Here is a 23,597-nt window from a genome sequence, read left to right as displayed (position 1 = left end):
GCATGGACGTGTTTACCAATCTAGGCAATTCGGCCACGCTGCTCTCTCTCGCCGTTTTCCTGGCGGCAGTGGCGCTTTTCTTGTTGGCCGCCTTTGTCCTTATCCCGGTGTTCCAGACGAGAAAGCTGGTTGCGCAAACGCTTTTATCCGAGGGAATCACCAGTCGCCGATCGCTCTATGCCCAGCAGGAACTCAATAGGATTTCCGCGCAGCGGCCTGTCGACGCCTATTTCCGCAGCCTGGAAAAAGAACGCGGTGAGCCAAATGCCCTGGAAGCGAAACTGTTCCGGGCGGGCTTCTATCAATCGAGCGCGCCGGTCATTTACACGCTCTCTCGCCTCGGCGCCGTCTGTGTCGGCTTCCTGGCCTGTTACGCAGTTCTATCGCGCGTGTTGCCGCCGCAATTGCCGGGGTTCGTGGCGTTTGCAGGTTCAGCCTTGATCGGACTTGGCTGCCTTGTCATTCCCAGCATTGCTCTTGACCGCTTCGAGAGCGGGCAAAAGCAGGTCTATCGGCGCGGCTTTCCCGATTTCATGGACATGATGATCACCTGCGCTGACGCGGGCATGAGTCTCGAGGCGGCCGTGGAGCGCGTGGGCGCCGAATTGGCCGGTACCCACAAATGGCTGGGCATTCAGCTGTCGATCGTGACCCTGCAATTGCGTGCGGGCAAACCGTTGCGCGAGGCACTGCGCGAGCTTGCCGACCGCATCGGGCTTGACGAGGCGCGCGCCTTGGCCGTCCTGTTTCGCCAATCGGAAGAGCTGGGCACCAGTCTTACCGACGCCCTGCGCATTTACAGCGACGAAATGCGCAACCAGAGAATTATGAACGCCGAAGAACGCGCCAACGCCTTGCCGGTCAAGATGATGATCCCGCTGGGCCTCTGCATCTTTCCGGTCGTGATGATGGTCGTCATGTTGCCTGTGCTCATCCGTATGAAAGGCGTTTTCTTCTAAATGTTTATATGCTTTGGTTCTAAAACGGAGTCGGAGGGCTCTTGGGAGACAAAATGACAGGGCCAATGCGCCTCGCAACTGTAGCCGCAACCAGTCTGTTGATGGCGCTTGCCGGTTGCCAAACGAATGGTGCGGACGCCACCGACGGTGTCGTGCGCACCAATGAGCCGTCGAAAGGCGACGTGACGGCCTTTGGCGATGCCTTCGACGGGCTGAAAACGGTCGGTAACGTCGAATATTACGCCTCGGACCAGGCTGTGGCCGAAGCCACGAACCAGTTCCGGGCGGAAAATTACGGCAATGCCGGCGCCTTGTTCTTTAAGGCGACGCAACTGGCGCCCAATGATGGCGGCGCCTGGATGGGGCTGGCCGCTTCGTGCGATCGCATCCACCGCTTCGACCTTGCCGACCGGGCCTATAGCAGGGCCTTCAAGCTGGTTGGCGCATCGCCCGAATATTACAACAATATCGGCTACTCCTATTTGCTGCGCGGCAAGCTGCAGGACGCACGCAGCAGTTTCCTCAAGGCCTATGAGCTGGCGCCCAACGATCCGACCGTGGCCAACAATCTGAAACTACTGTCATCCAGCGTGCAGAACATCGAGCGCTAGCATGTTGCTTGTCGAAGTGCTGCTGCTGAAAGCACTCGCCATACCCTTGCTCGCAAGGATTGCGTGGCTGGATTTCACGACACAGAAGATAGCCAATCGCGACGCATTGCTGCTGCTCTGCCTGGGGGCAGGGTCGCTACTGCTTTTGTCGCTCCAGTCCGGATCGTGGTGGGATATGGGTTTGAGCGCCATCGCCGCGCTTGTGCTGTTCGTGGCGCTCTTTCCGTTTTGGGTGCTGCGAAAGGTCGGCGCCGGAGATGTCAAGCTGATGGCAGTCGTGCCGTTTCTGGTCGGCGGAAATGATCTCGTCGGGTTTTCCATCTTGCTGCTGGTTTTCGCCCTCGTCACGGCCATGATCGTGAAAAATCCACTGTTACTGCCGCAAGGCGCCTTCCGCCTCTACGTTCAACACCTTGACCGCAAAGGTGTTGTTCCGTTTGGCGTACCGATTGCGGTGGCATCGATCTGCATGATCGCCTTGCAGGTCGCATACGGCTTTGTGGTGCCTGGCTCTCTATTGATGTGATAACCGACGGGCGCTGGGCTGCCGATGCGCTACTTCGCCTGGCTTATCTCTCGGTTGCCGGCTTTGCGATGGTATCCGCCGTATCCCGGCGTTGTTGAGTGCCACGCACGAACGGGTAGCCGTGCTGGCCGATATAGTCCGTCGGGATCGGTTCATCGACTCCATATTTCACGGGCATTTTGGAGTCTGGAACATGAAACGTGCCGAACAGCGCATCGATGATGGCTAAGTGACTGGCGAAGTTCTTGTCATAGGCATCGCGTTGATCCGCATGATGCCAATGGTGGAATTGCGGCGTTGCGATCAGCCATTTGAGCGGCCCGAAGTTCATCCTGACGTTGGCGTGCAGAAGCAGCGCATGCCCCGTAGCGATGACAAAGTATACGGCGATGGCTGCCGACGAAAATCCCAGAAAGAATATGGGCACAAGCGAGACCGCCTTGGTGATGATCTGGTCCACCGGGTGCGCCCGGAAAGCAACCATCCAGTCCAACTCCTCGATGCCGTGATGGATCGCGTGGAATCTCCAGAGCGCCGGGATAGCATGAAACGCCCGATGCGAGGCGTAGACGCCGAGATCGGCCAAGATGACGATCTCTACGACCTGGAGCCAAGTTGCCTGACCGCCCACTGTCGTTGTTACCCTCTCCGGCACCAAAGACGCCGAGGCACTCATTGCCGCCGCTGCCATAAGGCTAATGCAGATCTTGAGGAACGCACCATTGACGACTGCGTAGATCACATCGGTGCCGATACCCTTGCGGAATATCTTTTGTTGCGTCCGCAGGGCGAGGATGTGCTCCAGCGGTACGAAGATCAGGGCACAAATGAGCAACGATTGCAGACCAAAGAGGTCCATCGGCTCCATCTCCCAATGTCATTTACCAGAGGAGGAGTGAACCACTTCGCGGTCCGTCACACAAGGTAATGGTTTCCAAACAGTTAACCGGTGCGCCATGACCTTCCAGCCGAGAGACTTTGATAACTTTGGTCACTCATCTCGACCAACGGCCAGTTGGCCGTTAACGCTTTGGAAAGCATTTACTTGTCGGCGCGACCAAGGGATGCTTCAGTGCCGCTTTGCAGGGTTGGCAAAATGCTGAATGAAGATTTTCTCGGCCGTATCGCGATCGTCTGTATCATGACGGTCCTGGCGGTTCTCAGCGCGATTCCGCTGTTTTCCTATTTCCATCAAAACGTGTCGGCAAATTCGCTGGCCATCGTCAACCAAGTCTTGGCTACCGTATCATCAACCCTGCAGGTTTCCCTGACGGTCGGCCGTCTCCCGCCAAAAGGAACCGCGCAGGGAATCGGACCAAGGGTCACCTCTGTAGCCGGAACGTTCATGATCATCGTTGCAATGTTTCTGACCCCGGCATTGGAAAACGGGACCGTGCAGATGGTGGCGCTCGGCTTGATTTTCATCGGCATGGCCAGCTCGGTGTTTTGCCTCTACTGGCTCGGCCGCTCTTTCTCCATCATGGCTACGGCCCGGCAGCTGGTTACCTCTGGCCCATATTCCATTGTTCGCCATCCCCTTTACATTTGCGAGGCGACATTCATTCTCGGAATGATCCTTTCGCATTTTTCAGTGCTGATGGTGGCGTTAGGCGCGGTCCAATTTCTTCTGCAGTACCGGCGCGCCAGGAACGAGGAAGGTATCCTTCGAGAGACGTTCCCTGAATATGACGAATATGCTCGGCGCGTTCCCATGCTTCTGCCGCGGTTCTTTCGTACGGGGGCAGCGGTTTCCGGGCAGTCATAGATCAAGCGGCTATTTGCGCGCCCCAAGGGCGCCGATGTTCGACCGCCAGCATTGCATAGACGACGACCGGGGTCATCATCATGGTGGTCTTCTCGGTGAGGGCTGGCGCGATCAGCTTCGGATCGTGATCCTTTGAGCCAATTCTTGCTGGTCTGCACTAGAGAACATGGTGACGCTGACGATGGCTATGACCGCGACTACACCTCCACCGATGACGTCCACTAGGTAGTGGCCGCCTTCCGGCACTGTCGAGACAATCATAATCGCATTAACCAGGGCAATTGGGATCAGCAAGGGCGTCCTTCGCATGGCATAGGCGATGATGATCCCAAGAGTGGTGTGGAATGAGGGAAAGCACGTGATCCCAACTGTGTTGGAGATCAGGAAGTCGAAAGGCGCCCCGGAGCGCAGCGCATCGACCGTTGCAGCATGGGACAGGCCGGCATTCGTGAAATGGTTGAATAGCGAAGGCGCCGGGTGGAAATAGAGGTAGGGGCCGTCCACCGGGACGGCGGCCATGATGATCGCGGTCAACACCGACGATGCAAACAGGATCGCGGTGAACTCCAGCAGCCGGTGCCGCTGGTTTGTGACGGCATGCCAGAGCACCACCACCGGCAACTGATAGGTGAGCGCCGCGTAGCAGAACACCAGAACTGCTGCGACCTTCGGGTACGAATTGGCGTAGCCGAGCGTCGAGAGCCATTCGAAGCCAAGTGCCTTGTCTCCGGCGACGAGCAGCCAATCGAGCCGAGGTCTGGTTGTCGATGCGGCAAGGTACATGAACAGGCAACTGACAATCGACATCGGGATGAATACCGCCATGAAGATGGCGATGTTTTCGAAGGTAGCTCCAGCCCTCCTCCACATTCGGGAAAGTCGAGACTGGCTTCGGTTTGCCATTAGGGCAGAAAATTTTCCCGCACCCCAGTAAGCGCCGGCGATCGAACAAGCGATGATCAGTTCGACACCATTATAGGCATCGATCGTGATGTTGCTGACTGATAGGCAGAGAAAATCGGCCAGAACAAACGCCGAGATCGACAGGCCGATAATTCGCGCGTAGCGACGTACCACCGGAGCTTCGAAAGCCAGCATCCCCTACCTCTCTTGGGGCAGACAATATTCGAAATTTCAGCGAACTGCAAAACCGGCCCGCAAGCGAAGTAGTTCTTAAATGAACTGACGGCGGAAGAGGCTGGCCACCGCATCGTGCGGCACCCACTCTATGCCTGCGAAGCGATCGTTCTGCTCGGCCTTGTTCTGCGTAATCCGACATGGATCACAGTTGCGATCGGCGCGACTGAACTCGCCTTCCAATATCGGCGACTGATCAACGAGGAGAAGGTCCTGCAAGCGGCTTTCCCCGAATACGACGCCTACCGGCAGGCAACCCCGATGCTCGTGCCTTCCATATTCCGATAATAACGATGCTGGCGCGATCAGCTTCGGGCCGTGACGACTGGATCTGTGACCACGAAGCGATTGAACATCGCCAGAAGCGGCTTCTCAAATCTGATGTGGATGCGCCAGCCGAAAAGCACGCAGGCCGCCGTGGTGACCAGGATGATGAGATCCGGCTGAATCGGGTAGGCCATCCACAGCGGCAGCATCGCCGAGGCGATCAGCGTGTGTGTGAGGTAGAGCGAGTAGGATGCGTCGCCTTGCTCGGTCCAGATGCCCGGCTTCGCCTTGATCTGCATCGTTCCATAGACGATCAGCGCCGCGGGTAGGCCATAGACGAGTACGCGCCGGAAGCCGTCGGTCCCAATGAGGAAATCGAGCGTGCCGCCGCCGGGCGCTATTCCGAGCGGACCGGCCATGACGAGCGCGACGGCGCCGAGCGGGATGCCCAAGAGGCCAACCCACCGCATCGGCGCATTGGCGATGGCGACGCCCATCAGAAATTCGAGGATGATGGGGTTGCCAAGGAACTGGAACACCGGGCCTAAGGGGCGGAGCAGCATTGCCGCACCATAGAGGCCGATCAGCACGTAAATCGATCGGCGATTCCAGAGGACCAGGGTCGCGGCTGCATAGAACAGCATCTCGAAACACAGCGTCCACGCGACCGGCAAAAGCGGCTCGGTCATGACGTCGGTTGCCGGCCAAAAAAGGAACGTGGCGACGACGCTGCGCCAGCCGAAGCCCGTCTTCGCCGCGATCAGCAGCGTAGGGATACAGACCAGGAAGTAGATCGGCACGATGCGCCGCCAACGCCGCCAGGCGAACCCGCGCCAGCTCAAACCTGCCGCTATCCGCGTGATAATGACGCCCGAGATGACGAAGAAGATGTCGACGCCGGCGCGGCCGACAAGCTGCACATCTTGCGGCAGCAGTCCGTTCGATCCTGTCGCGACGGCCGCGATCTCGGCCGAATGGACGTAGACCACCAGCAGCGCCGCGACGAAGCGAAGGATCTGCAGCGACCAGATCATAGCAGCAACCGCGCCACTCGAACCGGCCAGATTAGGCCGTCGATCAGACAATCGGTGAATGTCCTCAGGATCTGCCTCAAGGAATGCCATTTCAGCCCGCGCTAATGAACCATCACTTCGGCCGCCGTGCAAGGCGATGGTTTCCAAGCGGTTAATGCTTGCGACCGCCTTCTGGGGGACCGCGCCCATCATGCGACCGGTCGTCGAGGCTTATTGGCCCCGCCAGAGGCATGGCGCCAGAGGAAGTTGGCGCCGCCTTCCTGATCATAATTCAGTTGGCTGTGGTCCATCCGGCTTGGCATTACGGGATTGATGGATATGCTTTGGTGCTGGGGACCCGATCATAGGGGCCGTGCAGGATGCGTGGTGAAACGCTCGCCGCAGGCCAACCGAAAGCCCATTCTGTCGTCACGAGTTGCGTAAGACCTCATTCAGTAGAGCGTCGATGGCTAGATAAACGATCACAGGGGAAGGTAATATGGCACTTCACCTTTCGGCAGATGCCCCGGCCTCGGTCGCGGCCGCTCCGCAAAAATATCTCTTTGGCCCGTTCATCGATTTTTTCATGCTTGGCGGAAGCGCTCTTGTCATCCTGCCGGTCCTGTATTTTGTGCCTCTGAGATACGAAGCTGCCCTGACGCTGACGATGTTCTTGCTCTCACATCTCATAAACCAGCCGCATTTCGGTCATTCCTACCAGATCTTCTATCGCAATTTCGCGCGCAAGGTGCGCGGCGAGGGGTACAGCCGCAGCCTCCAGATCCGCTATATCTTGGCGGGCATTGTCGTCCCGTTGGCCATGATTGCCTTCTTTGCCTATGGCGCGCTGACGGGGAACGCCCGCCTGCTGGGTAACGCAACCAACGCGATGGGCTTTTTCGTGGGCTGGCACTACGTCAAGCAAGGCTACGGCATGCTGATGGTGGACGCCGTGCTGAAGCGCAAATTCTTCAGCGATCAGGACAAGAAGGTGTTGCTGTTCAACGGCTATGCAGTTTGGCTGTTCGCCTGGCTTCAGACCAATGTGGTGATCACGCAAAGGCAGTTCTGGGGTTTGGACTACTACACCTTCGCGGTCCCGCCATGGCTTATCACCATCGCCATGTCGGTCGCGGCCGCCTCCTCGGCGGCCACCGCCGTGATGTTCATCAACCGCTGGCGCAAGCATGGTGGCGCGCTGCCCTATAACGGCGTCGTCGCCTACGTCGTGTCGCTTTACGCCTGGATCCTGTTCGTGACGCTGAACCCGCTCTGGCTGCTCGTGGTGCCGGCGATGCATTCGTTGCAGTATCTGGCCGTGGTCTGGCGCTACCAGACCAATGTCGAGCGCGATCGAGCCGATGCCGTCGAGCGGTTGGGACCGAAGGTCCTGTCCACGCTTGGACCGGTGTACAGGCTGCGCGTGCTGGCGTTTGTCGTCTTCGGCGGAATTCTCGGAGCGCTCGGTTTCTGGCTGGTGCCGATGGCGCTGACGGCCATGGTTCCCTACGACAAGGCCGTGCTCGGCTCGTCGCTTTTCCTCTTCATCGCCTGGATCTTCATCAACGTGCACCACTACTTCCTGGACAATGTGATGTGGCGGCGCGGCAATCCGGAAGTCTCGAAATATCTGTTCCGCTGAAGCGATCGGTTGAACGCATTTCGGGCAGGGAAGGCCCATTTCCCACGCGAAAACGATTCGTTAACCAAGATGCTGTTCATCGACAGGACGAGTTTGTCGGACGGATGCCCGTCTGCCTGGAACAGCCTGCTTGTCCAGTCGAGCGCTCGGAAAAGAAAGCTCCGCAGCCGGCGACGACGTCAAATCGTCCGAAACAGAAACAATGTGCAAGGCATGAATGTGATCGAAAGCGAACAGAACGCGCCCGGCGCTTCCCATCGTTGGACATGGTTGCCGGCCATTGTCGTCGCGTTTTTCTGCCTGTGCGTCACGAGTGCGTCCGCCGAGACGCGCGCCTTGAAGATCCAGCATCTGCATACGGGCGAGAAGGCCGAGATCATTTTCAAGCGCAACGGGCGCTACGATCAGGCCGGACTGAAAAAGATCAATTTCATGCTGCGCGACTGGCGCCGCAACGAGCCGACCAGGATGGATCCGCGCCTGCTCGACCTCGTCTGGCAGGCTTATCGCGCCAGCGGCTCGACGTCCTATATCCATGTCGTCAGCGCCTATCGCTCGCCGGCGACGAACGCCATGCTGCGCAGCCGCTCGAAGGGCGTGGCGCGGGAAAGCCAGCATATGGTTGGCCGCGCCATGGATTTCTTCCTGCCGGACGTGCCGCTGAAGAAGCTGCGCGACATCGGCCTCAAGATGCAGGGCGGCGGGGTCGGCTATTACCCGACCTCCGGTTCGCCTTTCATTCACATGGACGTCGGCAATGTGCGGCACTGGCCGGGCATTAGCCGCCAGGAACTCGCCAAGGTTTTCCCGAACGGCAACACACTGCATGTGCCGAGCGACGGCAGACCGCTGCCAGGCTATGATCAGGCGCTTGCCGCCTACAAATCGCGCAAGGCCGCCGGCACGCCCAATATCGAGCTGGCAAGCGCCGATGGCGGCCAACGCAAGTCGCGTGGCCTGCTGGCGACGCTTTTGGGTGGCGGCTCGGACGAGTCGGATGATGTCGCGGCGCCGGCGCCGAGCAAACCGGCCAAGTCCATCGAACCCAAGCCGGCCGCGCAGGGCATAGCGATCGTGCCGCCGGAGGCAGCCCAGCGCGCGGACATCCAGGTGGCTTCCGCTGGTACGGCTGAAGAACCGCTCGCCGAGCAAAAGAGCAAGACGCCCGAAGCGATCGTCATGGCGATGGCGCCTGACACGGTGCCGTTGCCGGCCTTCGCCCCGCGCGCCGTCACCACGGCCAGCATCCCGACCCCGCAAACAGCACCGTTCGCGATCGCCAGCGCATCCACGGCGCAGGCCGAACTCTCCGCGACCAAGCCGGTGGCTGCCAATGCCGAAATCCCCTTGGGCAAAGCGGATGCCGCTACCGCGAGCGCTGCGCCGGACATGGTGGCACTCAACATCCCCTTGCCGACATGGCGGCCGCAAGGCCAGACAAGCCCGGCGCGTCAGCCGGAATCAGCCAAGTCTGGCGACGCCGTCGCTGCCTTGCTGGCCATGCATCACCCCGATGACGGCCTCGATGATTCCGCCGCTCAGCGGATTGCAGTCCCTGCATCAAAACCCGAAGATCGTGTCAGGACCAGCCCCAAGGCCGATCGTGTCCAGCCACGTCTCGATCCCGAAGCCACCGCCATGATTGTGCTCGTGACGTCACCTGGCCGGTTGCTTGAGACAGGTCGCGGCATTGCCGGCGCAATCGGGTCGGCAGCGGCGCCTGTCATAGCCACCAATTTCATCCGTACAGCGCCGGAGCAGGTCTATCTCGATGGATTCCGGCCGCGAGGACAGACGTCCGATCACCGCCGCTTCACCGGCTCCGCGGTGAAATTCCTGCCCATCGCCAGCTTCAAATAGGGGCGCGAACGCCTGCATTCGATCCAGTGCAGAAATGTGTTGTATGATAAGGATGGCTAGAGTTGTGCTCCTGTTGCGCAACCCACGCTGAAACCTTCCATACAGCTCTGTAAAGTATTTTCCAAATTTGACAATCGTGCATGAAATTGTAAGATAATCGTCTTTCCGTCAGCGAGAGGCGATGACTATGTCGATCCGCGAAGAACTGGCCAACACCACCTTGGCGTTCACCTCGGCGGAAGAAAAGATCGTTCAGGTTCTGCTTGCCGATTATCCGATGTCGGGGCTGGGTACAGCGACTCGGCTGGCGCGCCGCGCCGGGGTCAGCGATCCGAGCGTGACAAGGCTGATGACCAAGCTCGGCTATGTCGGCTTCGCCGATTTCCAGGCGCGCCTGCTCACCGAGGTCGAATCCAGGCTGCACTCGCCGCTTTTGATGATGGAGGCCAAGCGTCCGGGCGGCTCCAGCGAAGGCACGGCACTCGCCTATTTCCATTCGGTTTCCGACAGTCTGGAGCGCACGCGCACGGCGGTGCCGCTGCAAGCCTATACGCGCGCAGTCAATTTGCTGCTCGAGACCAAGGGCCAGGTCGTGCTGCTGGGTGGCCGTTTCAGCCGGCATATCGCCTCCATGCTTGCTGGTTACCTCCTGCAGTTCCGCTCCGGCGTGCGCGACATCGGTTCGCTGAGCCCCGCCGATTTCGACCTGCTGATCGACCTCGGCAAACGCGACCTTCTCGTCGTCTTCGACTACCGGCGCTACCAGTCGGATGTTGTGCGCTTTGCCCAACAGGCGCATGAACGCGGCGTCTCCATCCTGTTGTTCACCGACGTGTGGCTGTCGCCGATATCAGAGGTCGCCGACCTGACCATGGTCGCGGCGATCGACGCCAATTCGCCCTTCGACACGCTGGCGACCGCCGTCGCCCAGATGGAAACCGTCTTTGCTCATGCGCTGGAGGGCCATGGCGCCGGGGTGCGCAAGCGCATCGAGGACATCGAGAAGATCCGCAGCACCAATGCCGTCACGCTCGATGCCGCCCTGTCGCCAGCCGACAACGAAACCGCCAAACCCAAAACCCCAAGGAAATAGCGTCGATACGCCCGATGCGGCGATGCGAGGAAGGAACAATCATGCCTGATACCCAGACCATCATCGACGCCGTGCAGGCCGGGATCGAGGTCGACCGAGACTGGCTGATCGGGCTGACCCGCGACATGGTCCGCATCCCCTCGGTCAATCCCAAATTCGAGCCCAATCCAGCGATCAACCGCGAGGCGGATGTCCAGGCGCTGCTCGAACCGATCCTCAAGCAGGACGGCTTTCGCACCGAACAGTGGGATGCCTTGCCCGGCCGGCCCAATCTGGTCGGCGAATGGGCCGGAAACGAGGACCGCAGCCTGATCTTGTGTGGACATATCGATGTCGTGCCGGTCGGCGAGATGAAGGACTGGTCCGTCGATCCGTTCGGCGGCGAGATCACCAATGGCCGGCTCTATGGCCGCGGTGCGGTCGACATGAAGGGCGGCGTCGCGGCTTGCGTTGCCGCCGCGCGTGCGATCAAAAAGGCCGGCATCACGCTGCAAGGCCGGCTGGCGATCCACTCCGTCGTCGACGAGGAGGCCGGCGGCTTCGGCGCCATAGATGCGGTCAAGAAGGGCAAGCTCGCCAAGGCGGTCCTTGTCGCCGAGCCGACCTGGGGCGATGTCCTGCCGGTCGAGGGCGGGCTTGAATGGGCGCGGGTGACGATCCGTGGCCGCAACGCGCATTCGGCGCTGCGCTACAACGAGATCTATCCGCAGCGCCACGACAAGGACCGGCTGAAGCCGGGCGTCAACGCGATCGAGATCGCGGCGCGCTTCATTGCCGCCGTCCGTCAGTACGAGCTGGACCGGACCCGGGCGAAGTCCCATCCGCTGCTGCCGCTCGGCATGAACACCATCAATATCGGCGTCGTGCATGGCGGCACCGGTCTTGGCGAGCACGGCCTGCCGACGGTGATGACCAACCCGGCCATCATCCCCGATGTCGCCGTGCTCGACCTCGACATGAAATTCCTGCCGGATGAGAACTCGGCCGACTATCGCCGCGACTTCGAGGCGTTCGTCCATCATTTCGCGCAGACCGACGCCTGGCTGCGTGACAACCCGCCGACCATCCAGTGGGAGCTCGGCGGGCTGCATTTCCCGCCGATGAACACGTCCGTCGACCACCCGCTGGTGACGTCGCTGATGAAGCGCAAGGCCGCGATCGGCAAGGCGCCTGAGGCACGCGGCTTCGTCGCCGTCTGCGACGCCGCCCACTATGCCGGTGCGGGCGTCGACGGTGTCATCTTCGGCCCATCGGGCGACGGGTTCCATGGCGCCAACGAATATGTCGAGGTCGAGTCTGTCGTCGAGACCGCCAAGGTCATCGCGGCATCCGTCATCGACTGGTGCGGCGTCCGCTAAGGCGGAGTTGCGTTTCGAAAACGGTCAGGCCGGGCGTTTGATCCGCCCGGCGACAACGCCCCATGCAGCCTTGATCATGCCGGCCAGCCCGCTCGGATAGGCCAGCATCACGCCGATGATCAGCACCGCCGTGATCATCGGGCGCCATGCGCCGAAATCGGCCATCCACTCGGCAAAGATCGTCAGCACGAAAGAGGCGATGATGGCGCCGTAGATCGTGCTGGTGCCGCCTAGCAGTACCATCGACAGGATGATGGTGGCGAGGCTCATGCCGAAGACGTCGATCGAGGCATTGCGCTGGTAGGCGGCGTAGAAGGCGCCGGCAACGCCGGTGAAGAAGGCGCTGGCCGCCAGCGTCAGCATGCGTTGGCGCACGATCGAGACGCCACGGCTGATGGCGTACTCCTCATTGTCGCGCAACGCCACGATGCTGGCGCCGGCGCGCGAGCGTACGAACACGCGCAGGAACAGCGTGCTTGCCACCAGCAGCGCCAGCGCGATGTAGAAATAGGCGAACTTGGCGTCGCGGACCATGTTGTGATCGAGCCAGTAGAGGCCGGGGATGCGCACGATGCCTTGCGTGCCGCCGGTGATGTCGGACTGGCTGAGGATCACCTGCATCACCAGCTGCGCGAAGCCGAACGTCACCAGGATGATGTAGATGCCTTTCAGCCGCAGGATCGGGATGGTCACCAGGATCGCCGCAAGCGTCGCGACGATGCCGCTGGCGAACAGTGCGATCCAGGGGTCGAGGCCGGCCAGCTTGGTCAGCAGGCTGTAGGCATAGACGCCGATGCCGAACAGCGCCAGATGACCGAAATTGAAGACGCCGCCATAGCCGAGGCTGAGGTCCCAGTTCGAGGCGACGATGGCGTAGATGAAGGCCATGATCAGGATGTGGCGGGCATAGGTGTCGCCGAAGACCAGCGGCAGCAGCGCCAGCACGGCGAAGCCGAGCACGAAGCCGACGGCCTCATGCTTCCACGGCGTGCGGCCGGGCGCGATCGGAATTGCCGCCGCTGTGCGGATTGGTGCCATCGTCGAGGTCGTGTCGGTCATGCGAGGCCTCGTGAGCGGCTGGCGAAAATGCCCTCGGGGCGTACCATCAGGGTCAGGATCAGCACGCCGAACAGCAATGCCGGCGTCCAGTAGAGGCCGAAATAGTAGCTGCAGGCGGCCTCGAAGAAGCCGATCAGATAGGCGGCGAAGATCGGTCCCGATATGCTCGATATGCCGCCGAAGACCACGACGATCAGCGCCTTGAGCAGCGGGTCGCTGCCCATGACCGGCGACATGAAACGATAGCCGCCCATGAAGATGCCGGCGAGCCCCGCCAGTGAAGTGGCGATGGCGAAGGCCAGCCCATAGAGCGCGGTGACGTTGAGGCCGACCAGATGGCTGGCATCCTCGTTTTGCGCCACGGCGCGCAGCGCCAGCCCAAGCCGAGTGCGGTTGAGGAACATCCACAGTGCCGCCAGGATCAGCGGCGTGATGACGATGATGGCGATCTGGTGCAGCGAGACGCCGACGCCGCCGATGATGGCGTTGCCGTCGATCAGCGCCGGGATCTGCTTCGAGCGCGGCCCCCAGATGGTCAGGGCGCCGTTCTCGATCAGCGATCCGGCGGCAAGCGTGGTGATGACGACGACCAGAACGATGTTGGGCCGGCCGATCAGCGGCCGCACGACGCTCGCCTGCAGGATCCAGCCGACGCCGGCCATGACGACGACGGCGACCGGAAAGGCAACGGCCGCCGGCAGGCCGAGTTCGACCAGCTGCCAGGCGATGTAGGCTCCCAGCATCATGAACACGCCATGGCTGAAATTGAACACGCCGATCGTCGTCCAGACCAGGGCCAGCCCGACTGCCATCATGGCGTAGAGCGAACCCTGGAACAGGCCGCCGAACAGGATTTCCGCCAATGCGCTCATTCTCGGATCCTCGAGCATTTTGCAGCCAAGCGGCATCGCTTGGCGTCGCAGAAATGCGGCTGAAACAAATCGCTAGAGCGGGATGCCAGTTTCAATTCAAATGCATCCCGCTCTAGTGACCAAAATACATCGACATGATCTCGCCGTGGTCGAGGCTTTCGCCCGGCTTGATCTCGGTCGCCACCGCGCCGTGGTTGACGAGGTAGAGTTGCTGCGTCAGCTCGAGCAGGAATTCGATATCCTGCTCGACGACGATGAGCGGCACGCCGCCGCGCGAAATGTCCATGACCGAGGCGCAGAGCTCATCCTTGATCTTGGGCGCCAGCCCAAGCGTCGGTTCATCGAGGATCAGCAGGCGCGGATGGCTCATCAGCGCTGTGCCGATCGACACCATCTGGCGCTCGCCGCCCGACAGCGTGCGCACGCGCTGGCGCCAGCGCTCCGCCAGTTTGGGAAACAGCTTGATCACTTTCTCGCGGTTCTCAGCCTCATGCGGGCGGGCACGTGCCGAATAGGCGCCGAGCGCCATGCAGTCGGCGATGGAGAGATCGGGAAACAGCCGGTTGCCTTGCGGCACATGGATCAGCCCGGTACTGACAATGGCGCGAGCGCTTCGGCCGGCAATGTCCTGCCCATCGAACAGGATGCGGCCGCTCTTCAGCTGCAGCAGCCCGGAGATCGCCCGCAGCAGCGTCGTCTTGCCATGGCCATTGGGGCCGAACAGGCCGACATTGCCGAAGCGGCCGGCCTCCAGTGAAATGTCGTGCAGCACGGTGACGCGGCCGTAGCCGGCGGTGACGCCTTCGACGGTAAGAATGGGACTCACGCCACGGCCCTCCGTGTTCCCAAATAAGCCTCGATGACGCGCGGGTCGGCGATCACATCAGCCGGTTTGCCGGCGGCGAGCACGCGGCCATTGTTGAGCACCAAAAGGTGCTGCGACAGGCTCATCAGGAAGGTCAGCACATGCTCGATCAGGAGGATGGTGATGCCGCGTTCGGCGATGCGGCGGATCAGCCCGATCGACGTCTCGATCTCCGGCTTGGTCAGGCTTGACGCCGGTTCGTCAAGCAACAGCATGCGCGGCTGCATGGCGATCGCGGTGGCAAGCATCAGGCATTTGCGCTCGAAGACGGACAGTTCACCGGCCAGCCGGCCGAAGGATGCGGACCCCAGGCCGACGAACTCCAGTGCTTCTGCCGCTACATCGCGGGCGGCGGCTGCCGCTTTCTCCTGCTTGCCGTAGCTGGCGCCGATCAGCGCGTTTTCGAACACGGTCAGTCCATCGAAGCTGGTCTCGCGCTGAAAGGTGCGGGCAAGGCCGAGGCGTGCGATGGCATGCCCTGACTTGCCGTTGATGGCGGTCCCGTCGAAGCGGATGCGGCCCCGGTCGGGCCCGAACGGGATGCCGGTGATGATGTTGAACAGCGTGCTCTTGCCGCTGCCGTTCGGGCCGGCGATGCCAAAAATCTCGCCGGCCTCGACCTTGAATGACACGCCGTCGACGGCCTTCAGCGAACCGAAGGCCTTCGAGACGTCGTCCAGTTCAAGCAGGGCCATTCCTCACTGCATCCAGGGCTGTGGCTTGAAGGCGCCGGTGGCATATTTCTCCGGCGAGATCAGCGTGCGCTGGCCATCCCAGATCTGGAAGAAGGTGATCGGGATATAGTCGTCGCCTTGCGTGGCAAGATGCGTGGCCGGGTCGAACTTCAGCCGGCCTTCGGCGACCTGCTTGTCGGTCTCCGACAGCGCCTTCATGATCGCTGCGTGGTCGGATGCGCCGCCGACCTTCTTGACCGCGTCGAAATAGACATTGGTCATTTCGTAGAGGCCGACGCCGTAGGTGCCGCTCTCGACGCCGTATTTCGCCTTGAACTTGGCCGCCACCTCGTCGGCGCGCGGGTTCTTCGGCGTGGTCAGCGCGCCACCGAGCAGATTGTAGATGACGCCGTTCGATTTCTTGCCGGTCAGTTCGACGAATTCCGGCACGCTCGGCGCGTATTGCAGAAAGACCAGGCTCTTGGTCGGCTGCTCGAGGAACTGGTTCAGGAAGGATGCCGAATTGCCCGGCAGATAGTCGGTGTTGATGACGACGTCAGGAACATTCTCGCGCACCTTGGCCAGGATCGAACGCCAGTCGGTCACTTCGCCGAAGGGAACGATCTCGTCGACGCTGATGGTCCAGCCCTTCTCCTTGAAGGTCTTCTTCATGCCTTCCGAGATGGTCTTGGAATAGGCGTTGTCGGAGGAGATGATGGCGACCTTCTTGGTCGGCAAGGTGATCTTGCCGTCGGCCGCGAGCTTCTCGACGAACAGGGTGACGTCGGTGTTGTAGGCGTCGAAGGACGGCGTCAGCGACCAGCAGCACATGTATTTGTCCGGGTACGGCGCGATGATGTCCCTGGTCTGCTGCGAGGTGGCCGCCAGCATGTAAGGCATTTCCGCCTCGGCCATGTTGTCGATCTCGAAATTCGTCAGGCTGGCATAGCCGGTGAGCATGAACTGCACGCCGGGATCTCCAAGCAGGCGCTCGACCGCGCTGGTGACGTTGCCGGCCGACTGATCCTTGACGTCGCCGACCACCAGTTCGAACGTGTTGCCGGCAACGCCGCCGGCGGCGTTTGCCTCGTCGATCGCCATCTGCACGCCGCGCTGGAATTCCTGGCCGTCGGCCGCCGCAGGTCCGGTAATCGGTGCCAGCAGGCCGATCTTGACGACATCGGCGAAGGCGGGAACGGCGGATACGGCAAACGCGCCGATCAGCGCGGTGCTCATCAGCATATGGCGGATTCTGGTGGCGGTGGATTTGGATCTCATCGTGCTGTTCCCTGTTTTCCTCCCGTTCATCGGGAGTTGGATAATTGACAATCTACGCATAATTGTTCTTATTTGAAAAGGATTTTTCAACGCGACCTGATCGGGAAGACGATTCCCGCAAAGGTGTAAAAGCCGTGGCGCTTTGCTGCGCACCTGCACTGAAACAAGACAATTCCAGACGGAGCGGACCATGACGATCGCGCAGAAGACCCTTGAAACCAGCCACGGCAAGATCGCCGTTCGCGAGACCGGCGGCAAAGGCACCGCCGTGCTGCTGGTCCACGGCAATTCGTCTTCAAGTGCCGTTTTCCGCAACCAGCTCGAGAGCCCGCTGGGCGAGCGCTACCGCATCATCGCTGCCGATCTGCCGGGGCATGGGGCATCAGGCGATGCGATCGATCCGGACCGCTCCTACAGCATGGAGGGCTATGCCGATGCGATGACTGAAGTGTTAGGCCTGCTTGGTGTCAGCAAGGCCATCGTTTTTGGCTGGTCGCTTGGCGGCCATATCGGATTGGAGATGATCGACCGCTTTCCAGGCCTGCTCGGCCTGATGATTACAGGCACCCCGCCGGTGGCGCCTGAGGAAGTCGGCAACGGCTTCAAGCCGAGCCCGCATATGCACCTTGCCGGGCAGGAGACCTTTAGCGCCGCCGATGTCGAGGCCTATGCGCGCAGCACCTGCGGCGAGCCGTTCGAGCCGTTCCTCATCGACACGGTCGCGCGCACCGACGGACGGGCGCGACGCCTGATGTTCGAAAAATTCGCGGCCGGCACCGGCCGCAACCAGCGCGAAATCGTCGCCGGCAAGACGCCGCCGATCGCCGTGCTCAACGGCATCGACGAACCCTTCGTCAACACCGATTTCGTCGCGGCGGTGAAGTTTTCCAACCTTTGGGAAGGCAAGGCGCATCTGCTCGACAGATCGGGCCATGCACCGTTCTGGGATTCGCCCGACCGTTTTGATCCGATCTTCGCTCGCTTCCTGGCAAGCGTCGACAAAAGCTAGAGCAATTCCAGGAAAAGTGTGAAGCGGTTTTCCGTTCGGAATTGCGTCAAAACAAAGAGTTGGAGCGTTTCGCCGTTTCTGTGAAACGGTGAAACGCTCTAGGCGCGAGCAGCCGTCAGGATTTTGCCGGACTATCCGACGGCATCGAACATTGTTCGGCGGCACGCCGCCACAGCGTCGCATTGCCCTGTTTCAGAACCTCGAGCAGTCGGATCTTTTCAACGCGGTAGACGCGCCAGAAGCCGGGATCGTACCGTTCAATGGTGCGCGTGTTGTCGATGAGATCGGCAAGCTTGATCGTCTTGGCTTGCGCAGGCGCGGCTGCCGTATGCGCCAAATCCCTGGCCTTGCGTGCCGCACGGTTGCCGTCGGAAGGCACCGACACATCGGTCAGCCACCCGACGAGTTCGGCGACCGTGCGACCGAATTCGACTTCGATCTCGGCAATCGTGACCGGCGTGTCTTCCACCACATCGTGCAGATAGGCCGCGGCGATCATTTCGTCAGTATGCGGCACGCCACGCACGATCTCGGCGACCGCGGTGGGATGCACAATATAGGGTTCGTTGGTGTATTTTCGCCGCTGGTCGATCGACTCATGCGCCTGGGTGGCAAATGCAAGGGCACGGCGCTCCAAATCGCTAGGCAAGAATCCCCTCCTGAAAATATCTTTCCAAAAATCGGCGGCAGCGGGCCTAAGCCACCGACCAGCCTCCGTCGACCAAAATATTCGCCCCGGTGATCAGCGACGCAGCCGGCGAGGCGAGGAACACCACGGTTCCCGCCACATCGATCGGGTCGCCAATGCGTCCGAGCGGAATGTGGCCGAGCACATGCGCGTGGAAATCCGGTTCGGCGAGCGAGGGGCGTGTGCCATCGGTCCAGATGAAGGTCGGCGCCACGCTGTTGACCGCGATCCCGTGCTGCGCCCACTCGGCGGCCAGGCAGCGCGTCAGATGGTTGATCGCCGCCTTGGTCATGCAATAGATCGCCTCGCCCTTCAGCGTCACCGTGCCGGCCTGAGAACTGATGTTGATGATGCGCCCGCCTTTTTGCGCGATCATCAGCTTTCCGACCGCCTGGGTGGTGAAGAACGTGCCCTTGAGGTTGACGTTCACCGTCAGGTCGAAATCCTCCTCGGTGACGTTCTCCGCCAGGTTTTCCGGCCCGAGCCCGACATTGTTGACCAGGACGTCGATGCGGCCGAAGGCGGCATGCGCGTCGGCGACACCTTTGCGCACCGTGGCAAGATCGGTCGCATCCATCCGCACGGCAAGCGCCCGCCGGCCGATACGTTCGATCTCGGCGACAAGCTCCGCGCCGTCGGCCTTGTTTCGTACGCCGACGATCATGTCGGCGCCGGAGCCGGCGCAAGCCAGTGCACAGGCGCGGCCAATGCCGCGCGAAGCGCCGGTGACCAGCACCACCTTGCCGGCCAGATCGAATTTTGGCGTGAAGTCCGTCATCGCAACCTCCCCTGAAAGCTTTTCGGGCCGAATCCGTCCACAGTGCGCGCATGGGAACGGCCGCTTTGCTGAAGACTACCTGCTCACGGCATGAAAACCAGCCGGCATCGTGCCTCACGACAAGAACACCGTTCACCCCAGGACTTGCCATGCGCCGGCCATCATGATGCCATCTCGCAAGGTAAGATCGCACCTTGCGGGTTCCGGGGTGGGCGATGCAGTTTGGGCGAAGGGCAGTCGAAAGGGTGCGCATGTGCGCGGCGTTTGCCGCGGCGATCATGCTGTGCCTCTGTATGCTGGTCCCGGCTCAAGCCGAGGAGCCCAAAGCGCTGAAAGGTATCGCGCTCATCATCGGCCAGTCCGACTACAAGCATGTCGGCAAACTGCCCAATCCCGAAAACGACGCCCGCGCCATCGAGGAAATGTTCGACAAGCTCGGCTTCGAAACAACCGTGGCCACCAACCGCGACGCCCGCAAATTGCGGCGCGATCTCGAAGGCTTCGTCGACGACGCCGAGGGCGCTGACGTCGCCGTCATCTATTATTCCGGTCACGGCATCGAGGCCGGAGGCGAGAATTTCCTGGTCCCTGTCGATGCCGATATCTCGGCGCTCGAAGATGCCGGTGAGAAGCTGGTGCCGCTGTCATCGATCGTGACCGAACTCAAGGCCAAGGTGCCGGTTACGATCGTGCTGCTCGATGCCTGCCGCAACGATCCATTCCCGCCGGGCACGCTGCTGAAACTGGCGCCGGAGGACGAGGGCAAGCCGATCGGCACCGGCGGTCTTGGTGAGACGCGCAGCGTCGTGGCGCTGAAGAGCAGCGCGCCGGCCAACGACTCGGCCGACGACAGCCTTGGCCAGGTCATCGGCTTTGCCGCCGAGCCCGGCAAGGTGGCGCTCGATGGTCCGGCCGATGGCAACAGCCCCTACGCGGCGGCGATCCTGCGCCACATCGACATGATGGGCGGCGAGGAATTCGGCACCGTGCTGCGCATGATCGGCGAAGAGGTCTATCTCAAGACCAACGGCCAGCAGCGGCCATGGGTCAATGAGAGCCTGCGCCGGCTGCTCTATTTCGGCACGCCGGCCGAAGCCCCGAAAGGCGATGAAGGCGACATCCTCACCGAGCGCCGCCGGCTGCTGCTCACCATTTCAGCGCTGCCCGACCCTGAACGCCGCCAGATCGAAACCATCTCGCGCGACGGTGGCGTGCCGATGGATGCGCTCTACGCCATGTTGAAGACACTCGGCGCCGACACGCCGAAGGACCCGGCCGAACTCGATAAATTGCTGCGCGGCCAGACCGAGCGGCTGAAGCAGGTGCTGGCCGAGCAGGCGGCGCTGAAGAGCCAGGACCCGGAGATCGTGCGCCTGTCGAAACTCGCCGACCAGGCGGTGCGCGAAGGCGCGCTCGATGCCGCCCGGAAATTCCACGAACAGGCCAAGGCGCGCGTCGGTGAATTGTCAAATACTGTCGACAAGGCCGAAGCCGATCTCAAGGCGCGCCGGCTGGAATTCGCCGAGGTGTTTGGCAACAGCGCCAAAACCTACGAAATCTCTTTCAAGTTTCAGCAGGCGGCCCAGGATTACGGCAAGGCTTACGAGCAGGCTGAGAAATGGGACGATGAGGACGCCTGGTTCTACAAGGCGGCCGAGGCCGACGCGCTTTCCCAGCAAGGCACTTTCTCCGGCGACAACGCGTTTCTGACACAGGCCGTCGCGGCCTATGAAAAGAGCCTGACCTATGTGTCGCCCGAGAAAAATCCACGGCAATGGGCAGCCACCCAGAACAACCTCGCCACGACGCTCTCGACGCTGGGCGAGCGCGAGGCCGGCCGCGACAACCTCGACAAGGCGGCGGCCGCCTTCGAACAGGCCCTGACGGTCTATACGCGCGCGGCCTATCCGGATGACTGGGCGTCGACGTCAGGTAATCTCGGCACCGTCTACTGGCGGCTTGGCCAGCGCGAGACCGGCACGGCGCTGCTCGACAAGGCGGTTGCCACCTTCCGCGCCGCGCTCGAGGTGCAGGGCTCGAAAAAAGTGCCGCTGGAATGGGCGGCAACGCAGAACAATCTCGGCATCGTGCTGTCTGAACTCGGCGAGCGTGAGACGGCCAGCGACAGCTTTCGCGCTGCCATCGAGGCGCATCGCGCTGCCCTGACCGAATATAGCCGCGAGCGCGTGCCGCTCGACTGGGCGTTGAGCGAGGTCAATCTCGGTGCTGCGCTGTTTCGCCTCGGCGCGCGCGAGAAGGATGTCGCGACGCTGGAGCAATCTGTCGCCGCCTACCAGTCGGCGACGGAGGAAATGACCAGGGAGCGCGCTCCGGCGCAATGGGCGACCATTCAGAACAATATGAGTTCGGCGCTGGAAACGATCGGCGAGATCAATGGCGACATCCCGACGCTGCAGCATGCGCGCGAAGCCGCCGAAGCGGCGCTCACCGTGTGGACGCGCGAGCATGCGCCGGCAAGCTGGGCCAACGGCCAGCTGACGCTCGGCAATGCCTTGCAGCGCCTCGGCGTGAAACAGGACGACACCGCGACACTGCTCAAGGCGGTGTCCGCCTATGAGGCCGCGCTCTCGGAATATCCGCGCGAAAAGCTGCCGCTCGACTGGGCTTCGTTGCAGCAGAATCTGGGCTCTGCCTATGCCTCGCTCGGCGAGCGCGACACGGAGACCGACTATCTGCAGAAATCGGCAATGGCCTACAGCAAGGCATCGGAAGTCTACACCGCCTCTGCGGCGCCGCTCGAATTCGCGTCCATCGAACATGGCCTCGGCAGTGCGCTGTCGACCTGGGGCGATCGTGCCGGCGACAGAGCGGTGCTCGAACAGGCAGTCGCCGCCTATGACGCCGCGCTCACCGTGCGGACCAGAGACAATGCCCCGAAAGATTGGGCCAAGACGCAATATCGGCTGGGCGCCGCGCTTTCGATGCTAGGTAAATCCAGCGACGGCCCGACCGAAGCGCTCGAACGCTCGGTGACGGCCTACCGGGCGGCGCTCGACGTGCAGACCCGTAACAGCGACCCCGACGCCTGGGCAGCGACGCAATGGGGGCTTGGCCATGTGCTTCTGGTGCTGGGCGACCGCGTGCAGGATGGCGCCGATTTCAAGCAGTCGGTGACGGCGCTGGAAGCGGCTTTGCCCTTCTATGACCTTGCCAGCGTGCCACAGGATCACGCCCAGCTGCAGAACGATCTTGGCAGCGCCTACTACTACCTCGCCGGCGCGAGCAACGATCCGTCGCTCTACCAGAAGGCTGCGACGGCGCATGAAGCGGCGCTTGCCGTCTATGCCACGCTGCCCGACCGCACGCTGTGGGCCTCGGTCGAAAGCGACCTCGGCAATGCGCGCATGATGCAGGCGAGTGCTGCTTCCGACCCGGACATCATGGCGAAGTCGGTGCAGGCCTATGAGGCGGCGCTGACCGTGACGACCCCAGACAAGGATGCCGATGGCTGGACGCGCAACCAGTCCAATCTGGCGAGCGCGCTGTCGTCGCTGGGCTATTGGCGCAACGACGTCGCCCTGCTGAAACGCTCGGCTGGCATCTACCGCAGCATACAGGCCGTGCGCACCCGGGCTCGCGACCCCGAACGCTGGGCGACCACACAGGGCAACCTCGCCAATGTGCTGAGCATGATCGCGGCGAGGGAACCTTCGCCTGATGTGTTCGACGAGGCGATCGCCGTCAACCGGGCGCTGGCCGACGAGGTTGGCCGCGACCGTGACCCCGACCGCTGGGCGAGCCTGCAGAACGAGGTCGGCTATGCCCTGACGCTGGCCGGTCGCTCGGAAAACAACGTTGCCCGTTTCGAGGAAGCGGTGCCGATCCTGCGCGAGGCGATCGCCGTGCAGAAGAAGATCAATTCGGTGCCGGCCGTCGCCTTCACCGAGGACAGTCTTTGCGACGTGCTGACCGATCTGGGTGCTGCCCGCAAGGACAAGGCGCTGGCTGAGGAGGCGATCACTGCTTGCCAGGAGGCGCTCGTCATCTTCAGGGATCGCAAGATGGACGATCTCACCGCGGGTTCGGAAAAGAACCTTGCCGAGGCTCAGGCCTTGCTGGCTGATTTGCACTGATACTGGAGTGCCACGTGTCCAGTTGGACATGCAAAGGACGCTCCGGCAA

Annotated in this window: 21 protein-coding genes; 10 read left to right on the top strand and 11 right to left on the bottom strand. The window is 61.7% G+C overall.

The genetic code is table 11. The features are described 5' to 3' along the window. Positions 1–2 precede the first annotated feature (2 nt). From AC0V8S_RS34465 to AC0V8S_RS34455, 3 genes are read left to right on the top strand one after another with little or no spacing between them, the layout of a single operon-like run. Positions 3–959 (top strand): type II secretion system F family protein, encoded by a 957-nt coding sequence (locus AC0V8S_RS34465; RefSeq protein ID WP_475436084.1) that lies wholly within the window; start codon positions 3–5, stop codon positions 957–959. A gap of 53 nt (positions 960–1,012) precedes the next feature. Then, positions 1,013–1,570, top strand: a complete 558-nt coding sequence (locus tag AC0V8S_RS34460) for a tetratricopeptide repeat protein (protein WP_475436082.1) — start codon at positions 1,013–1,015, stop codon at positions 1,568–1,570. Between the two features lies 1 nt (position 1,571). Then, entirely contained in the window at positions 1,572–2,096 is a 525-nt protein-coding gene (locus AC0V8S_RS34455) for a prepilin peptidase (RefSeq protein ID WP_183456340.1), read from the top strand. 43 nt (positions 2,097–2,139) lie between these two features. On the opposite strand, the gene AC0V8S_RS34450 is transcribed toward AC0V8S_RS34455, so the two are convergent. Then, positions 2,140–2,964, bottom strand: a complete 825-nt coding sequence (locus AC0V8S_RS34450; protein WP_475436080.1) for a sterol desaturase family protein — start codon at positions 2,962–2,964, stop codon at positions 2,140–2,142. A gap of 228 nt (positions 2,965–3,192) precedes the next feature. Between AC0V8S_RS34450 and AC0V8S_RS34445 the strand changes: the two genes are divergently transcribed. Continuing rightward, complete coding sequence (locus tag AC0V8S_RS34445; protein WP_183456344.1) at positions 3,193–3,861, top strand: methyltransferase family protein; 669 nt, start codon at positions 3,193–3,195, stop codon at positions 3,859–3,861. Between the two features lie 111 nt (positions 3,862–3,972). Here the strand turns inward: AC0V8S_RS34445 and AC0V8S_RS34440 are convergent, their stop codons facing one another. From AC0V8S_RS34440 to AC0V8S_RS34430, 3 genes are all read right to left on the bottom strand, one after another. Further along, positions 3,973–4,959 (bottom strand): phosphatase PAP2 family protein, encoded by a 987-nt coding sequence (locus AC0V8S_RS34440; protein ID WP_183456346.1) that lies wholly within the window; start codon positions 4,957–4,959, stop codon positions 3,973–3,975. Positions 4,960–5,034: 75 nt separating this feature from the next. Then, positions 5,035–5,217 carry a hypothetical protein gene (locus AC0V8S_RS34435; RefSeq protein ID WP_475436078.1) on the bottom strand — a complete coding sequence of 61 codons (183 nt, stop codon included), beginning with the start codon at positions 5,215–5,217 and terminating at the stop codon, positions 5,035–5,037. 86 nt (positions 5,218–5,303) lie between these two features. After that, positions 5,304–6,350 (bottom strand): acyltransferase family protein, encoded by a 1,047-nt coding sequence (locus tag AC0V8S_RS34430; RefSeq protein WP_475436076.1) that lies wholly within the window; start codon positions 6,348–6,350, stop codon positions 5,304–5,306. 427 nt (positions 6,351–6,777) lie between these two features. Here AC0V8S_RS34430 and AC0V8S_RS34425 point away from each other — a divergent pair, with 427 nt between their 5' ends. The 4 genes from AC0V8S_RS34425 to AC0V8S_RS34410 all read left to right on the top strand — a co-directional run bounded on the left by AC0V8S_RS34425 (position 6,778) and on the right by AC0V8S_RS34410 (position 12,231). Next, positions 6,778–7,920 (top strand): hypothetical protein, encoded by a 1,143-nt coding sequence (locus AC0V8S_RS34425; protein ID WP_475436074.1) that lies wholly within the window; start codon positions 6,778–6,780, stop codon positions 7,918–7,920. Positions 7,921–8,133: 213 nt separating this feature from the next. Next, entirely contained in the window at positions 8,134–9,780 is a 1,647-nt protein-coding gene (locus AC0V8S_RS34420; protein WP_475436073.1) for a peptidoglycan L,D-endopeptidase MepK, read from the top strand. A 187-nt stretch (positions 9,781–9,967) separates the two neighbouring features. Continuing rightward, positions 9,968–10,873 carry a MurR/RpiR family transcriptional regulator gene (locus AC0V8S_RS34415; RefSeq protein WP_183456354.1) on the top strand — a complete coding sequence of 302 codons (906 nt, stop codon included), beginning with the start codon at positions 9,968–9,970 and terminating at the stop codon, positions 10,871–10,873. A 41-nt stretch (positions 10,874–10,914) separates the two neighbouring features. Then, the gene (locus AC0V8S_RS34410; RefSeq protein WP_475436071.1) at positions 10,915–12,231 is read left to right on the top strand and encodes a M20 family metallopeptidase; all 1,317 of its coding nucleotides are present in this window, start codon (positions 10,915–10,917) and stop codon (positions 12,229–12,231) included. 24 nt (positions 12,232–12,255) lie between these two features. Here the strand turns inward: AC0V8S_RS34410 and AC0V8S_RS34405 are convergent, their stop codons facing one another. From AC0V8S_RS34405 to AC0V8S_RS34385, 5 genes are all read right to left on the bottom strand, one after another. Beyond that, on the bottom strand, positions 12,256–13,290 hold the full coding sequence (locus AC0V8S_RS34405) for a branched-chain amino acid ABC transporter permease (protein ID WP_183456356.1): 1,035 nt from the start codon (positions 13,288–13,290) through the stop codon (positions 12,256–12,258). After that, positions 13,287–14,162 carry a branched-chain amino acid ABC transporter permease gene (locus tag AC0V8S_RS34400; RefSeq protein ID WP_475436069.1) on the bottom strand — a complete coding sequence of 292 codons (876 nt, stop codon included), beginning with the start codon at positions 14,160–14,162 and terminating at the stop codon, positions 13,287–13,289. Before AC0V8S_RS34400 ends, AC0V8S_RS34405 begins: the two co-directional genes overlap by 4 nt. 112 nt (positions 14,163–14,274) lie before the next feature. Then, a complete protein-coding gene (locus AC0V8S_RS34395; RefSeq protein WP_475436067.1) occupies positions 14,275–14,988 on the bottom strand; it encodes an ABC transporter ATP-binding protein in 714 nt (237 codons plus the stop codon). Continuing rightward, the gene (locus AC0V8S_RS34390) at positions 14,985–15,722 is read right to left on the bottom strand and encodes an ABC transporter ATP-binding protein (RefSeq protein ID WP_183456363.1); all 738 of its coding nucleotides are present in this window, start codon (positions 15,720–15,722) and stop codon (positions 14,985–14,987) included. Before AC0V8S_RS34390 ends, AC0V8S_RS34395 begins: the two co-directional genes overlap by 4 nt. A 3-nt stretch (positions 15,723–15,725) precedes the next feature. After that, positions 15,726–16,979: an ABC transporter substrate-binding protein gene (locus AC0V8S_RS34385; RefSeq protein ID WP_183456365.1), complete on the bottom strand. Its 1,254-nt coding sequence runs from the start codon at positions 16,977–16,979 to the stop codon at positions 15,726–15,728. Between the two features lie 190 nt (positions 16,980–17,169). Here AC0V8S_RS34385 and AC0V8S_RS34380 point away from each other — a divergent pair, with 190 nt between their 5' ends. Then, positions 17,170–17,988, top strand: a complete 819-nt coding sequence (locus tag AC0V8S_RS34380; RefSeq protein WP_183456367.1) for an alpha/beta fold hydrolase — start codon at positions 17,170–17,172, stop codon at positions 17,986–17,988. 115 nt (positions 17,989–18,103) lie between these two features. On the opposite strand, the gene AC0V8S_RS34375 is transcribed toward AC0V8S_RS34380, so the two are convergent. Both AC0V8S_RS34375 and AC0V8S_RS34370 read right to left on the bottom strand, forming a co-directional pair. Further along, the gene (locus tag AC0V8S_RS34375; RefSeq protein ID WP_183456369.1) at positions 18,104–18,637 is read right to left on the bottom strand and encodes an HD domain-containing protein; all 534 of its coding nucleotides are present in this window, start codon (positions 18,635–18,637) and stop codon (positions 18,104–18,106) included. A gap of 46 nt (positions 18,638–18,683) precedes the next feature. Beyond that, a complete protein-coding gene (locus AC0V8S_RS34370) occupies positions 18,684–19,454 on the bottom strand; it encodes an SDR family NAD(P)-dependent oxidoreductase (protein WP_183456371.1) in 771 nt (256 codons plus the stop codon). Between the two features lie 251 nt (positions 19,455–19,705). Between AC0V8S_RS34370 and AC0V8S_RS34365 the strand changes: the two genes are divergently transcribed. Next, on the top strand, positions 19,706–23,548 hold the full coding sequence (locus AC0V8S_RS34365; protein ID WP_475436064.1) for a caspase family protein: 3,843 nt from the start codon (positions 19,706–19,708) through the stop codon (positions 23,546–23,548). The last annotated feature ends 49 nt before the right edge of the window (positions 23,549–23,597 follow it).

Source organism: Mesorhizobium oxytropidicola (genome assembly GCF_056174625.1).
Note: the sequence above shows the minus strand (reverse complement) of the source record. Positions and strands in the feature narration are given on the sequence as shown.

Excerpts from the sequence above, each read along its gene's own strand:
- AC0V8S_RS34405 (WP_183456356.1), bottom strand. The coding sequence starts at position 13,290 with ATGACCGACACGACCTCGACGATGGCACCAATCCGCACAGCGGCGGCA.
- AC0V8S_RS34365 (WP_475436064.1), top strand. The coding sequence starts at position 19,706 with ATGTGCGCGGCGTTTGCCGCGGCGATCATGCTGTGCCTCTGTATGCTG.
- AC0V8S_RS34455 (WP_183456340.1), top strand. The coding sequence starts at position 1,572 with ATGTTGCTTGTCGAAGTGCTGCTGCTGAAAGCACTCGCCATACCCTTG.
- AC0V8S_RS34460 (WP_475436082.1), top strand. The coding sequence starts at position 1,013 with ATGACAGGGCCAATGCGCCTCGCAACTGTAGCCGCAACCAGTCTGTTG.
- AC0V8S_RS34370 (WP_183456371.1), bottom strand. The coding sequence starts at position 19,454 with ATGACGGACTTCACGCCAAAATTCGATCTGGCCGGCAAGGTGGTGCTG.
- AC0V8S_RS34390 (WP_183456363.1), bottom strand. The coding sequence starts at position 15,722 with ATGGCCCTGCTTGAACTGGACGACGTCTCGAAGGCCTTCGGTTCGCTG.
- AC0V8S_RS34410 (WP_475436071.1), top strand. The coding sequence starts at position 10,915 with ATGCCTGATACCCAGACCATCATCGACGCCGTGCAGGCCGGGATCGAG.
- AC0V8S_RS34420 (WP_475436073.1), top strand. The coding sequence starts at position 8,134 with ATGAATGTGATCGAAAGCGAACAGAACGCGCCCGGCGCTTCCCATCGT.
- AC0V8S_RS34415 (WP_183456354.1), top strand. The coding sequence starts at position 9,968 with ATGTCGATCCGCGAAGAACTGGCCAACACCACCTTGGCGTTCACCTCG.
- AC0V8S_RS34425 (WP_475436074.1), top strand. The coding sequence starts at position 6,778 with ATGGCACTTCACCTTTCGGCAGATGCCCCGGCCTCGGTCGCGGCCGCT.
- AC0V8S_RS34445 (WP_183456344.1), top strand. The coding sequence starts at position 3,193 with ATGCTGAATGAAGATTTTCTCGGCCGTATCGCGATCGTCTGTATCATG.
- AC0V8S_RS34440 (WP_183456346.1), bottom strand. The coding sequence starts at position 4,959 with ATGCTGGCTTTCGAAGCTCCGGTGGTACGTCGCTACGCGCGAATTATC.
- AC0V8S_RS34385 (WP_183456365.1), bottom strand. The coding sequence starts at position 16,979 with ATGAGATCCAAATCCACCGCCACCAGAATCCGCCATATGCTGATGAGC.
- AC0V8S_RS34380 (WP_183456367.1), top strand. The coding sequence starts at position 17,170 with ATGACGATCGCGCAGAAGACCCTTGAAACCAGCCACGGCAAGATCGCC.
- AC0V8S_RS34400 (WP_475436069.1), bottom strand. The coding sequence starts at position 14,162 with ATGAGCGCATTGGCGGAAATCCTGTTCGGCGGCCTGTTCCAGGGTTCG.
- AC0V8S_RS34450 (WP_475436080.1), bottom strand. The coding sequence starts at position 2,964 with ATGGAGCCGATGGACCTCTTTGGTCTGCAATCGTTGCTCATTTGTGCC.
- AC0V8S_RS34465 (WP_475436084.1), top strand. The coding sequence starts at position 3 with ATGGACGTGTTTACCAATCTAGGCAATTCGGCCACGCTGCTCTCTCTC.